The organism is Alsobacter metallidurans, from assembly GCF_014636935.1.
GTDB lineage: Bacteria > Pseudomonadota > Alphaproteobacteria > Rhizobiales > Beijerinckiaceae > Alsobacter > Alsobacter metallidurans.
Genome location: NZ_BMES01000001.1, coordinates 325,924 through 339,753, shown reverse-complemented (window position 1 = coordinate 339,753; position 13,830 = coordinate 325,924). Strand labels below are relative to the sequence as shown.

Here is a 13,830-nt window from a genome sequence, read left to right as displayed (position 1 = left end):
TGCTGCCTTGATCACGTTGCGGACCTGCGAACGACTATACCGACGCCCGTGAAGGAAAAAAGAAGCAATAAGGCAGTCAGCTTCAATTGAGCGAATCCGGTCGCAACATCGTAAATGCCGTGCAGAGCGATTGCGCTCACGAAACCCCACCTAAGCTCGAATCGTCGATTGTTGTAATCCAATGTATAGAGCAATCCGCAGAGCACGTGGAGCACCGTTGGCATTAGCAAACGTACAACCAACAGCATTGCAGATTGATCTCGCGAAAAACGTTCTAAAAAGCTGTTCGCATAGAAGGAATTTTCCACTATGGAAAATCCTATCGCAATCAGTATACAACGACGCGCAAAATCACGACGATCTCTCGCTGGACATCGGTATTCACATGAGATCGCCGCCAGAGCTTTTGCAAGCTCCTCTACCAAGGCGAAAGTCACAAACGCATTGAAGATGATCCCTAGGCTACCGCCTTCGGGCATCAGCGACTTAAGAGCCGCTTCGAATGGCAAGCTCACAAGGCAGGCGATAAAACCGCCAATCATAGGATACAATCGGACTTTCCTTCGATGCGAAACTAAGCTAGCGCGCGGTACACACTCGCCCGCGCAACACCCAACTGCTTAGCAATAGCAGAAGCGCCTAAGCCAGCCGCCTTCATGGTGCGGATAGCTTGGGCATCAACAGATGGCTTCCGCCCCTTGTAAACGCCACGAGCCTTAGCCGATTTGATCCCCTCCATCTGGCGCTCGCGCCGAAGGTTCGTTTCGAATTCCGCGAACACCCCGAGCATGTCGAGGAACGCCTTACCCGCCGCTGACGACGTGTCGATAGGTTGGTCGGTTGCGCGCAAGGCGACGCCCTTCGCCTTCAACGCCCGCACGATATCCTGCAAGTCGCCCATCGAACGCGCCAGGCGGTCGATCCGGGTCACCACGAGTGCGTCGCCCTCGCGCAAGAATTCCAGAAGGGTGTTTAGCTCATCACGACCGGCACGACTGGTGCCGGTGACCTTTTCGGACCGGACAATTTCGCACCCGGCTTGTCGAAGGCGATCGATCTGGATCGCGAGGTCCTGGTCGGTGGTGCTGACGCGAGCGTAACCGTATATCGCCATGTCCACATCCTTGTTTCGGATGGCTCTAGACATGACTGATGTGGTGCCCCAACGTCCTACAAACAACCCTATTGAGGCGGTGTCCGTGTCTCTCGGACGCGTCTCGGTGGCGTATACCCACTGGAGATTTTGAGCGGAACTCCTTTTGTAGACTTCAAGCTCGCCGCGCGTGAAGTCGCGAGTGTAGTTGACGCCATGGACGAAGCTGCAACCTTGCAGTTGGTCAAGCGGAACCGGTTTGGACGAATCCTGACACCATGCCGAATGTCGACGAAACCAATGCAATCCAACCCCGCCAGTAGATGCTCGATATGACCCTGGACATGGCGGACACTGCGTTCCAACCTGCAAAAATTATCCCCAATGGGGCGAACTTCCGTGCCTCACGACACGATCCGGATAGCTCGTTGAAAAAACAGCAAAGCAGGCACATCGCATGAAACTTCGCCATTTCGCCTTACAGAACGTCAGAAGCTTTGCCGAAAGAGCCGAGCTAAACTTCGACGGGGATATTTCAATCATTGTCGGTCCAAACGGCGGCGGGAAAACAAACCTGTTGGATGCGCTAACCTCTGTCCTCCGAAAATATTTCCTTGTTTCATGGGTCTATAGAGAGGTCCAGCAGAATAATGTTAATCACATCCAATTCTACCAGAATGATCAAGTTTTCAATACCCACTCTGACAAGTATTCCGGTCACGAATCTTTACCCCAAGAATTTGCGATTACATTTGAGGTAGGCTCAATCGATATTAGAAACATGCGAGAGATGGAGCAAACCAAAGCTGATATTAGTGCGCATGCGCTTAGTGAGAAATATCTCGGATTAGAAAATGTAGCTCACACTGTTTTTTTTACAGATGCGATCTCTGCTGGAACATTGATTGCTTTCACAGTCAATGACCAACAAGTATCGCGCTCAGACCAACTGGCGGCAGTGTTTTTGAACTACATGCAGTATTTTGAATTATTTCGCTTAATGCGCGAAGACATGAAACTTGGCGATATGACTACTCCAATTTTATCTCTTCCAGTTAATAGGGCAAGTGGAGAGTTCCAGTCGTCAGTCACATTAGCAGCGTTCAACGATGTGGACTATAAACGTCAAGTTGATGCTGCAAATTCGAAAATCAATGGGTCGCTGGTCGCTCTGGCACTCGGCAGAATCGCTGATCGGTTCCAAACACTTCTCTATCAAGATGATGGGCAAGCACGGAAGAAATTTCGAAGCGATCCACAGATGGTTGCTCTTAGTTCGATTCTAAAGGACATTGGATACACTTGGGACCTCGTATCCACAAATATTCGTAACAACACATACGATATTAAATTGACCAAACAGGGCTCGTCGTTTTTAGTTGGGAGCGCCTCTTCTGGAGAGAAAGAACTTTTCACCTATCTTTTTGGTATTTACGCCCTAAATGTCAGGGATGCACTTATTGTAGTTGATGAACCAGAGCTTCACCTTCACCCACGATGGCAAACAATACTTCTTGGTGTCTTCGAGCGCCTTGCAAAGGAAACTGGTAACCAATTTATTCTTGCAACCCATTCTTCTACTTTCATCTCACCAGCATCTATAAGTTATGTATCTCGGGTCTTCAGCAGGGACCAGCGCAGTAGTATCGTCAGACTCCAGGATGCTGACCTTCCTGATAAAAAGCATTTATTCGGGATCGTAAACAGCCAAAGCAATGAGCGCATATTCTTCACTCAAAGAGTTATTCTTGTTGAAGGATTATCGGATAGATTGTTTTTTGAAAAGCTGTTTTCTGAATTATACCCAGAGCGCACTTCCAATTACGAAATTGTTAGCGTTGGCGGGAAGAGTTTTTTTGTGTCTTACGCTCAAATACTAAAGTCATGTAAGATTGATTTTTATATAATTGCCGATTTAGATTACGTAACCGACATAGGCACCCCAAGCGTGCGGCAGTTGTTCTCGGTGAACCACTCTGCGATTAGAAGAGACATCATTGAAAACCCTTCTAGTGTGGACGGCGCTAACATTGTAGCGCGGCTCGAAGAGGCAATTGCCTCTTGTAACGTCGCTGACCTTAAGCAGTTGTGGGATTACATCAAAGCGAGGAAAACAAAGCTTCGCACGGACTTGAATGAAGACGAACGAAATATTTTAGATTTGTTCATTGATCAATCCCGATCATTGGGCACGTTCATCTTGAAATTAGGCTCAATTGAGAATTATCTACCTTTGGGTTACCGATCTAAAGATCTGGATAAATTAATCAGGTTGCTTGAGAAGCCTAAGCTATTGGACGACATCGAGACGGTCGGTCGCGATGAACTGACAGACATAGCTCGGATTGTGATGGATCCCGACTTCCATGTCCGATAGCCCACAACCATCATCACACGGTTTAATTATGTGAGATTTTGCAAATCGTTTTGCGCTCGAACACATTAGACAGCACTGTTTTGCGGTTGACCTCAGAAAATACTTAGACATAGCAACGGGTTGCACAATCCCCATCGAATTTGAAGTCCGGCCAGCCCACCAGGGCCGATTCTCTTCCATGAACGAGTTTAGCGGAACCTTTGCCGCGGGGGCAGCCCGCATCGACGATCATGCGGCGGCCCCGAAGAGATCGAGGCGGTGGCGGTTGATCCGCCGCAGGTCGCCGCGCCGCATGGTGACGCCGTGCCGGTCGAAGAACTCCAGGATCTGGATCGCGACCTTGCGGCCGTTGTCGAGCCTGTCGCGGAACTGCGCGGCCGTGAACTCGCCCTTCGGCGCGCCGGCGGCGAGTTGGGTCGCGATCGCGATCATCTCGGCGACCGTGGACCTGAGAAAGAAATGGTCGTGCGCGACCTCGTCCACTTCGCCACGGCGGCCGGTGAGCTTGAAGGTGCGGCGAATGCGGGGCTCCTCCACGTCGAGCAGGCTCGCGATGTCGCGCACCCGGGGCGGGCGGAAGCGCTCCTCGCCCTCGATCAGCGGGCGGATGCGGGCCCACAGCGCCTCGTCCTCCGGGCTGAGGCGGACCTCGTGGCCGGCGAGGCGCACCCAGGCGCCCTGCAGGGCGATCTCGGGCGCGCTGGCAGGCGGGCGCGCCAGGGCCTGCAGGATGGCGCGAAACAGCGGCGCGGGCAGGCGCGGCTCCAGCTGGAGGCGCAGCCGCTCCAGGCCGACGCCGACGAGATCGGGGTTGGACTCGTGCCACGCGGCCAAGGCTGCCAGCATGTTCTGCTTCAGCGCGAGCCAGATGGCGGGGTCCATCGCGACGGCGTCGTCGCCCACCGGCACACGGATCAGCGCCTGCGCGTCCGCGATGCGGACCAGATCGGTGGGCGCAAGCCCGTGGTCGCGCGCGAAGGCGCCAAGCGGGACGTGGAACGGCGCCGTGCGCACCAGCGCGGCCAGCGCGTCCTCGACCCGGGGATGGGCGAGCGCGTCGAGCTGGGCGAGCCGCTCGGGCGTGCGGCGCCTGCGCTCGGGCGCGCGCAGATCGAGCACGCGGCCGCCCCCGATCGTCCGGGTCGCGGATGTGTCGCGGATCACGAAGCGGTCATGCGCCACGGCCGCGATTGGGCTGTCGAGCACGAGCTGGACGCGGCCCGTCTGGCCGGGCCGGATAGCGCCGTCGCCGAGCGGCACCACGCGGGCCGCGACCTCGGCGCTGCCGAGATGCAGCCAGACCGGCATCCACAGGCCCACGCCCTTGGGCTCCGTGGGTAGCACGCGCAGCTCCGCGTCGAGCCGCTGCGTGGGCGCGTGGAGGCGCGGGTCCATGACGACGTCGCCGCGCCGGATCGCGTCTTTGGCGACGCCCGGGCCCGCAAGGTTGAGGGCGCAGCGATCGCCGGCGCGGCCGCGCTCTGCGGGCCGGTTCTGGGCGTGGATGAAGCGCACGCGGGCGGTGAGGCCGGAGGGGGAGACGACCACCTCGTCGCCGACCGCGACCGAGCCGGCGACCACGGAGCCGGTCACCACCGTGCCGGCGCCCGACAGGGTGAAGCAGCGATCCACCAGGAGCCGGAACAGCCCGGCCTCGCGCCGCAGCGTCGTGACGTTGGCTTCGGCGGCGAGCAAAGCCTCCAGCTCCGGCAGTCCCTCGCCGGTGACGGTGGAAACCGGCGCGATCGGGCTGCCGGCGAGCGCCGTGCCATGGAGCGCCGCCTCGACCTCGGCGCGGACGGTCGCGAGCCGCGCGGCGTCCACCAGATCGACCTTGGTGAGCGCCACGACGCCCCGGCGCAGGCCGAGGAGGTCCATGATGGCGAGGTGTTCGCGCGTTTGCGGCATGACGCCGTCGTCGGCCGCCACGACCAGCAGCACGAGGTCGATCCCGGTCGCGCCGGCCAGCATGGTGTGCACGAAGCGCTCGTGACCGGGCACGTCGACGAAGCCGATCGCCGAGCCGTCCGGCTGGGGCCAATACGCGAAGCCGAGGTCGATCGTGATGCCGCGGGCCTTTTCCTCCTTCAGCCGGTCGGGATCGACGCCCGTGATGGCGCGCACGAGCGACGACTTGCCGTGGTCGATGTGCCCGGCCGTGCCGACAATCATGCTGGCGCCCTGTTTGTTGGGAGCAGGGGTTCGCCGGCGATCAGGGGCTCGCGGGAGCGGCGGTCGGCTTCGGCGAACTCCTCCTCGGTCAGCGAGGCCAGCACGGCGGCGTGGAAGAGTTCGGCCAGCGGGCTCAGGCTGGCGCGGGCGCGCAACAGCCACGTCATGGCGGTGACCGGATTGCGGTTGACGCCCTGGCCGAGATGGTAGGCGGCGCCCAGCATGGCCTGCGCGTCGGGCTCGCCGAGCGCGGCGGCGCGGGACCACCAGAGCACGGCCTCGCCGGCGTCGCGCTCCACCCCGATGGCGTTGTGATGGAGCATGCCGAGCCGCGTCATCGCGGTAGGGACGCCCTGCGCGGCGGCGAGTTCGGCGTAGCGCCGCGCCTCGGCGGGGTCGGCGGCCAGGCTCTCGCCTTCCAGCAGCATCCAGGACAGCATGTCCTGCGCCTCCGGGTCGCCCTGCTCGGCGGCGGCACGATACCAGCGGACGGCGGCCTTGTCGTCGCGGGCGATCGCCTCGCCCTTGAAGTGGAGCGAGGCCAGGTTGCGCTGCCCGACCGGGTCGCCCGCCTCGGCCGACAGCGTCAGCCAGCGCTGCGCCAGCGCGCCGTCGCGCTCCACGCCGAGCCCTTCGGCGAAGCAGGCCCCGACATTGTTTTGCGCCCGCGGAACGCCCGCATGCGCGAGCGCGCCCCAGATTTCCAGCGCGGCCGCATAGTTCCCGGCGGCGGCGCTCGCCTGCGCGGCCGCCATCGCGTCGGCGACGCTCTGGTCGTCGCGCACGGGCGCGGCTGCGGCCTCGTGGGTCGGCGCCGGCCCCTTGCCGGCGAGCAGACTTTTCAGCTTCGCGAACATCAGCGCGGCTCCCCGCCGAGCGCCTGCAGGCCGGCGACGAAGGTCTCCTCGTCCTCCAGGCAGCGCAAGTCGAGCAGCAGGCGGTCCTCGCTGATGCGGCCGATCACCGGGATCGGCAAAGCCCGCAGCGCCGCCGCGAGAGCATCCAGCGCCTTGCCGGGGCGCTTGGCCAAGGGTGCGCAGGCGAGGCCGGCGCTCGGCAGTGTGTCGAGCGGCAGCGCGCCGGAGCCGATCTGGCTGGCGCAATCGACCGCCTCGACGCGCCACGCACCGGGGGCGAACCGCTCCAGCGCGGTGTGCAGGGCGGGCGCGAGCCGGCCGGCGGCCCGGCGCAGGTCGTCGCGGGTTCGGGTGAAGAAACGCAGCGTGGGCAGCTTATCGGCCAGGCGGTCGGGATCGCGGTACAGCCGCAGCGTCGCCTCAAGGGCGGCCAGGCGCAGCTTGTCGAGCCGCATCGCGCGCTTGGCCGGGTGCTTGGCGCAGCGCGCCACGAGATCGCGGCGTCCGGCGATGAAGCCGGCCTGCGGGCCTCCCAGCAGCTTGTCGCCCGAGAAGGTCACGAGGTCGGCGCCGTCACGCAGGGCGTCCTGCACGGTGCGTTCGCGCCGAAGGCCCCACCGGGACAGGTCCACGAGCGTGCCGGAGCCGAGATCGTCCACGAAGGGAACGCCGCGGGCGCGGGCCAGCGCCGCCAGCTCGCGCTCGGGAACGGCCTTGGTGAAGCCCTGCACGATGTAGTTGGAGGTGTGGACGCGCATCAGCAGCCCGGTGCGCGGCCCGATGGCGTCGGCGTAGTCGGCCAGATGGGTGCGGTTGGTGGTTCCGACCTCCACGAGCTTCGCGCCGGCGCTCGCCATGATGGCGGGCATGCGGAAGGAGCCGCCGATCTCGATCAGCTCGCCGCGCGACACCAGCGTGTCCTTGCCCTTGGAGAGCGCCGCCAGCACAAGCATCACGGCGGCGGCGTTGTTGTTGACGAGCGCCACGTCCTCCGCGCCCGTGAGTTCGCGGATGAGGCCCCGGACATGGTCGTCGCGCTCGCCGCGCCCGCCGGTCGCGAGGTCGTATTCCAGGTTGGCGGCGCCCCGCATGGCGCTGATCACCGCTTCGACGGCGGCTTCCGGCAAAACGGCGCGGCCCAGATTGGTGTGCAGCACCGTCCCGGTGAGGTTGTGCACCGGCCGCAGCGAGGGGCGGTCCGCCTCCTCCAGCGTGCGGGTCGCCGCCCACGCGAACGCGGCGGCGTCCACGGGCGCCACAGGGCCGTCCGCGAAGGCGGCCCGGGCGGCGTCGAGATGCTGACGCACGCGCGCGGCCGTGGCGGTGCGGCCGAAACGGGCGGCGGCCGCCAGCGCGACCTCGTGGCGGAGCACTTCGTCGACGGACGGCAGGGGCGATCGGATCGGCTTGTTCATGGGTGGGCCGCTCCCTCCGGGAGACCTGGTCGTGGCATCAGGTGACCCCTCGCCCGGTCCGGTTCAAGGCGCACGTGGATCGCCGCGCCTCAAAAACCGAGCAGGAATGGGTTGACGCCGCCCCGGCGCCAGCCGGCCTCGCGCACCAGCATGTCGAGACCGAGGCTGGCGACGTCGTCCGCCACCGGGTCGAGCGCCGGATCTTTCACCTCGTAGAGGATTTTGAGGTAGCCGCGGCACTCCGTGCAGGTCTCGGCCTTGATGCTGTCGGAGACGCCCTCGATCTCCTCGTAGGAGACGCCCTTGGTGGAGGAGCACAGCACGCATTTCACCCGCACGACGTGCCAGCGCGTTGCGCAGAGCGAGCAGGCGCAGAAGCGCGCGCCGTGGGCGCTGGGCCAGCCCACCACCGAGCTCGTCACCGGCGGGCCGCCGCAGGCCGGGCAGGCGCCGTCCGCGACCGGAACCAGCCGGTTCTGATCCAGGGTCGCGGCCATGCGGGCGAACTGGACCTGCAGGCCGGCCGCCACGAACACGTGGTCGCCGAGCCGATCCGCCAGCGGCGCGTCCGCGAGGGTCGCGAAGACGCTCTCGCGCCAGTTGTCGATATCGGCTCCGCTCAGGCGCTCCAACGCCATGCGGGCGCTGTCGGGCATGTCGATGGCGGCCGCAAGGTCGAAAAACCGTTCCAGCGTCTCGATCGTGGCGTCGTCGCAATCGAAGCGGTCGCGCGCCAGCGGCGGCATGCCGAACTCGGCGGCGCGGCGGATCTCGTCCTCGGGCAGCGCCGGGGCGGACCCCAGCCCGTCCTGGGCGGCGTGCTGCGCCTGCGCGATCCCGGCCAGGAACAGAAGGTAAGGCTTCATCTGGTGTCCGTCCGCCAGCTTGCGAAAACGCTCGGCGCGGTCGCGAAACAGCGTTCCGGGCGTCGGCAGGACCGCCACGGGCGGGCGCGTCTCGTCGCCGATGCCGATCGGCTCGAAGGTGGGGGATCCGGGTTGGGCCATGTGCGGGGTGTCTCGCGGCGCTGGTCTGCGCCCTTCTGGTTCATTCAGGTCGGGACGTTTTCACGTCGCCACGCGCGCGTCATCCCCGGCGCGGCCGAGGCCGCGGGAGAAGGCGGGAGAGCCCGCTCCTCCCGGCCCACGCAGGGCCGCCGGGGATGATGCTGCGGCGCCGCCGGCTATTCGGCCGGCTGCGTCTTCACTTCGCCCTTCTGCACTTCCTCGCGCAGCCACTTGCGGTGGTGGCGCCAGCCCCACCCGCCCGTGACGTTGCCGCGCGTCATCGCCTGGATGGTGCCGCGCACCCAGATCGCCGCATAGACGTGGACGATCCAGATCAGGATCGTCCCCACCGCGGCGGCGGCGTGCAGCAGCAGCGCCACGCGCTGCTGGTCGATGGAGCTGGCCGCGCCGAAATACTGCTGCCAGATCACCAGGCCGGTGGCGAAGAGCACCAGGATCAGCAGCGCCATGCCCCAGAAGACGAGCTTCTGGCCGGCGTTGTACTTGCCGATCTCGGGCAGCTTCTCCTCGTGGCCGGCGACCACGTCCGGCAGCTTGGACATCCAGGCGCTGTCGTCGCGGTTCCAGAGGTTCGCCTTCCAGAACCGCACGAACAGGCCCGAGAAGCTGACGAACAGCACCACGCCGATCCACGGGTGGAGCGTGCGCGCCAGTTGCCCGCCGCCAAACAGGCCGGTCAGGAAGTAGAGGCTCGGCGTAAAGAACGCCAAGCCGGAGAGCGCCAGCAGGATGAAGCTGATCGCCGTCACCCAGTGGTTGATGCGGGCGCCGGCCGCATAGCGGTCGACCAGCACCGGTTTGTCATGCGTGGAAGACAGGGACGCCATCACGCGCCTCCTTCCGGTTTCGCGTGCGCCATCAGGCTTTCTCCTTCAGGCGCACGGCGTTTTCCTCATCCTCGCTGCTGACCTTGTTCGGGCCCGCCACGATGTGGTGGACCGCGGCGCCCACGGCCGCGAGGCCGATGAACGCGAGGCCGGCATATTTGGCGACGCCCTTCCAGAGCTCCACCACGGCGGAGATCTTCGGCGCGTCCGGCAGGCCCGCATAGAGCGAGGGCCGGTCGTTGTGGTGCAGCACGTACATGACGTGCGTGCCGCTCACGCCCGGAGGATCGTAAAGGCCCGCATTGGCGTAGCCGCGGCCCTTGAGGTCCTTGATGCGCTTGTCGGCGAGGTCCTTCATCTCCTGCTTGGTTCCGAAGGAGATCGCCTTGGTGGGGCAGGCCTTGGCGCAGGCCGGTCCCTGGCCCACCGCGACGCGGTCGGAGCAGAGCGTGCATTTGTAGGCCTTGTGATCGGCCTTGGAGATGCGGGGAATGTTGAAGGGGCAGCCCTTCACGCAGTAGCCGCAGCCGATGCACTTGTCGTGGTCGAAATCCACGATGCCGTTGGAGTACTGCACGATCGCGCCGGGGGCCGGGCACGCCTTGAGGCAGCCCGGGTCGGAGCAGTGCATGCAGCCGTCCTTGCGGATCAGGAATTCGAGATTGCCGGTGGCGGCGTTCTCCCATTCGGTGAACCGCATCACGGTGAACGAAGCCGGCGTCAGGTCGTGCGGGTTGTTCAGCGTGCCGTCGTTGAAGCCGACCTCCTCGCGCAGGTCGTTCCACTCCAGGCAGGCCGCCTGACAGGCCTTGCAGCCGATGCACTTCGAGACGTCGATGAGCTTGGCGATCTCCTGGGCCCCCGGCTGGAAAGCCGGGGAGGAGGAGGCCGAGCGACGGACGAGTTCCATGGTCGCCATTGGCGCGCCTCCCTTAAGCCACTGGACCGGGGATGGACTCGACGTTCACCAGAAACGCCTTGAACTCCGGCGTCTCGATGTTCGCGTCGCCCACGAAGGGCGTGAGGCTGTTGGGCCCCATGCCTTTCCTTGCCGCGCCCAGGAATCCCCAGTGGATCGGGATGCCGACGATATGGACGGTCTTGCCGTCGCAGATCATCGGCTTGATGCGCTTGGTGACGACCGCCTTGGCCTCGACCTGGCCGCGCTTGGACGACACCTTCACCCAGCCGCCGGGCTTGATGCCCTTTTCGGCCGCGAGCTGCTCGGAGATCTCGACGAAGAACTCCGGCTGCAGCACCGCGTTCACCTGCACGTGCTTCGTCCAGTAATGGAAGTGCTCGGTCAGGCGATAGCTGGTGGCCGCGTACGGGAACTCCTTCGAGCCGTTTTCGGCCATGCGGTCGAGATCGCCCTTGAACACGCGCGCGACCGGGTTGCCCTTGATCTTCGGGTTGATCGGGTTGCTAATCGGGCTCTCGAACGGCTCGTAATGGACCGGGAACGGCCCATCGCGCATGCCGGCGCGCACCCAGAGCTTGCCCACGCCCTCCTGGTTCATGATGAACGGCATGACCGTGCCGGGCTTCGCCGTGGGGGCGATGTCCGGAATGTCGTTGCCGGCCCACTTGGCGCCGTCCCAGGCGATGAGCTTGCGGCTCGGATCCCAGGGCTGCCCCTCCAGGTTCGCCGACGCGCGGTTGTAGAGCACGCGGCGATTGGCCGGCCACGCGAAGGCCCAGTTGAGATAGGCCCCCATGTCGCCCGGGTCCTTGTTGTCCCGGCGCGCCATCATGTTGCCGGCCTCGGTGAACGAGCCCGAATAGATCCAGCAGCCGCAGGCCGTGGAGCCGTCGTCGCGGAGAGCCGCGAAGGCGGGCACCTGCTTGCCCTTCTGGAGGATCAGCTTCGTGCTGTCCGTCGGGTCCGGCACGTCGGCCAGCACATAGCCGTTGACCTCGCGCGCGATCTCGTCGGGCTGCGGGTCGTTCGGGTCCTTGTAGTTCCAGACCAGGTTGAGGATCGGGTCCGGGAAGGCGCCGCCGTCCTTCCGATAGGCGTCCTTCAGCCGCTTGTGCAGCTGCGCCATGATCCAGACGTCCGACTTGGCCTCGCCCGGCGCGTCGGCGCCCGGCCAGTGCCACTGCAGCCAGCGCGAGGAGTTGGTGAGCGAGCCCTCGTCCTCGGCGAAGCAGGTCGAGGGAAGCTGGAACACCTCGGTCTGGATGGAGGCCGTGTCGACCTCGTTGTACTTGCCGTGGTTCTCCCAGAAGCGGGACGTTTCCGTCTCCAGGGGATCCATGGTGACGAGCCACTTCAGCTTGCTCAGGGCGGCCGTCACCTTGCCGCGATCCGGGAAGGACAGCAGCGGGTTGAAGCCCTGGCAGAAATAGCCGGTCATCTTGCCCTGGTGCATCAGGTCGAAGGCCCTGAGCACGTCGTAGGTGACGTCGAGCTTCGGCAGCCAGTCATAGGCCCAGTCGTTCTCGGCCGTGGCGGCCGCCCCGAACATGGACTTCTGGAAGCTGACGAAGAACTTCTTGTAGTTCTGCCAGAAGCTCGTCTGGTCCGGCCTCAGGGGCTTGAACAGGCGGGTCTGCATGTAGTTGCCGAAGCTGGTCTCCTTTTCGGAGGGCAGCGTCAGGTAGCCGGGGATCAGGTTCGACATCAGGCCGATGTCGGTCAGTCCCTGGATGTTGGAATGGCCGCGCAGGGCGTTCATGCCGCCGCCGGCCAGGCCCATGTTGCCCAGCAGCAGCTGCAGCATCGCCATGCAGCGGATGTTCTGCGAGCCCTTGGAGTGCTGCGTCCAGCCGAGCGCGTACATGGACGTCATCACCTTGTCGGGCGAAGACGTCTCGGAGATCATCTTGGCGATCGTCAGGAACTTGTCCTTCGGGGTGCCGCAGATGCGCTCCACGAACTCGGGCGTTTACTGCGCGACGTGCTCCTTCATCAGGTTGTACACGCAGCGCGGATGCTGGAGCGTCGTGTCCGTGACGGCGAAGCCGTCGGGACCGAGCTCGTAATCCCAGCTGGAGCGGTCGTAGTCGCGCTTGCTCTCGTCGTAGCCGGAGAACAGGCCGTCCTTGTAGCCGTAGCCTTCCTTCACGACGAGCGACGCGTTCGTGTAGTTGGCGACGTATTCCTTCTGCACCTTGCCGTTCTGCAGGCAGTAATTGATCACGCCCAGCAGGAACGCGATGTCGGTGCCCTGGCGGATCGGCGCGTAGAAGTCGGCGACGGAGGCCGAGCGCGTGAAGCGCGGGTCCACGACGATGAGCTTGGCGCCCCGGTTGGCTTTCGCCTCCGTGACCCATTTGAAGCCGCAGGGGTGAGCCTCGGCGGCGTTCCCGCCCATGATCAGGACGAGATCGGTGTTCTTGATGTCAGTCCACGAGTTGGTCATCGCTCCGCGGCCAAATGTCGGGGCAAGACTTGCCACCGTCGGGCCGTGTCAAACGCGAGCCTGGTTGTCGAAGACCAACATGCCGGCGCTGCGCACGACCTTGTAGGTCATGAACGCCGTTTCGTTCGTGGTTGCGGAAGCGGCCAGGAAGCCGACGGAGGTCCAGCGGTTGACCGTGACCCCGTCCTTGTTCTTGGCGACGAAGTTGCGGTCGCGGTCTTCCTTCATGAGCTGCGCGATGCGATCGAGCGCGAACTCCCAGGAAACCTGCTTGAACTCCTTCGCGCCGGGCGCCCGGTGCATCGGGAACTTCGTGCGCGTTTCGGCCTTCACGAAGTCGAGCAGCGCCGCGCCCTTGGGGCAGAGCGTGCCGCGGTTGGTCGGGTGATCGACGTCACCCTCGATATGCATGATCTTCCGCTTGCCGTCCTGCTTGGACGCTTCGGAATACATGATGATGCCGCAGCCCACCGAGCAGTACGGGCAAGTGTTGCGGGTTTCAGTCGTGTTGGTGAGCTTGAACGGACGAATCGACGAGGCCACGGCCTCCTCGACGCCCATGAAGCCCAACGCCCCCATGGCTGAACCGGCAACGCTCGCGCCTGCTCCTTTCATGAACTGACGGCGAGAGACTTCGCCGAGCATGTCGCTTCTCCTCCTCACCCGCCTTGCGGCAGGGCCCTTTTCGGGATG

General features: G+C 63.9%; 9 protein-coding genes and 1 pseudogene. 1 reads left to right on the top strand and 9 read right to left on the bottom strand.

All coding sequences use genetic code 11. From position 1 onward, the window contains the following. Window positions 1-11 precede the first annotated feature (11 nt). Window positions 12-542 carry a PrsW family glutamic-type intramembrane protease gene (locus IEV99_RS01435; protein WP_244643745.1) on the bottom strand — a complete coding sequence of 177 codons (531 nt, stop codon included), beginning with the start codon at window positions 540-542 and terminating at the stop codon, window positions 12-14. A 32-nt stretch (window positions 543-574) separates the two neighbouring features. After that, window positions 575-1,114: a recombinase family protein gene (locus tag IEV99_RS01430; protein WP_188515957.1), complete on the bottom strand. Its 540-nt coding sequence runs from the start codon at window positions 1,112-1,114 to the stop codon at window positions 575-577. Window positions 1,115-1,550: 436 nt separating this feature from the next. Between IEV99_RS01430 and IEV99_RS01425 the strand changes: the two genes are divergently transcribed. Beyond that, complete coding sequence (locus tag IEV99_RS01425; RefSeq protein WP_188515956.1) at window positions 1,551-3,470, top strand: ATP-dependent nuclease; 1,920 nt, start codon at window positions 1,551-1,553, stop codon at window positions 3,468-3,470. Window positions 3,471-3,698: 228 nt separating this feature from the next. On the opposite strand, the gene selB is transcribed toward IEV99_RS01425, so the two are convergent. From selB to fdnG, 7 genes and pseudogenes are all read right to left on the bottom strand, one after another. Further along, on the bottom strand, window positions 3,699-5,642 hold the full coding sequence (gene selB / locus IEV99_RS01420; RefSeq protein ID WP_188515955.1) for a selenocysteine-specific translation elongation factor: 1,944 nt from the start codon (window positions 5,640-5,642) through the stop codon (window positions 3,699-3,701). Further along, the gene (locus IEV99_RS01415; protein ID WP_244643743.1) at window positions 5,639-6,397 is read right to left on the bottom strand and encodes a tetratricopeptide repeat protein; all 759 of its coding nucleotides are present in this window, start codon (window positions 6,395-6,397) and stop codon (window positions 5,639-5,641) included. Before IEV99_RS01415 ends, selB begins: the two co-directional genes overlap by 4 nt. Window positions 6,398-6,498: 101 nt before the next feature. Next, a complete protein-coding gene (gene selA / locus IEV99_RS01410; protein WP_188515953.1) occupies window positions 6,499-7,914 on the bottom strand; it encodes an L-seryl-tRNA(Sec) selenium transferase in 1,416 nt (471 codons plus the stop codon). Between the two features lie 89 nt (window positions 7,915-8,003). Further along, window positions 8,004-8,921, bottom strand: coding sequence for a formate dehydrogenase accessory protein FdhE (gene fdhE, locus IEV99_RS01405; protein WP_188515952.1), 918 nt, complete (start codon window positions 8,919-8,921; stop codon window positions 8,004-8,006). Window positions 8,922-9,097: 176 nt separating this feature from the next. Further along, the gene (locus tag IEV99_RS01400) at window positions 9,098-9,769 is read right to left on the bottom strand and encodes a formate dehydrogenase subunit gamma (protein ID WP_188515951.1); all 672 of its coding nucleotides are present in this window, start codon (window positions 9,767-9,769) and stop codon (window positions 9,098-9,100) included. A 31-nt stretch (window positions 9,770-9,800) separates the two neighbouring features. Further along, window positions 9,801-10,688, bottom strand: a complete 888-nt coding sequence (fdxH, locus tag IEV99_RS01395) for a formate dehydrogenase subunit beta (protein ID WP_188515950.1) — start codon at window positions 10,686-10,688, stop codon at window positions 9,801-9,803. 13 nt (window positions 10,689-10,701) lie between these two features. Then, window positions 10,702-13,782 (bottom strand): annotated as a pseudogene (gene fdnG, locus IEV99_RS01390) (formate dehydrogenase-N subunit alpha). Between the last annotated feature and the right edge of the window lie 48 nt (window positions 13,783-13,830).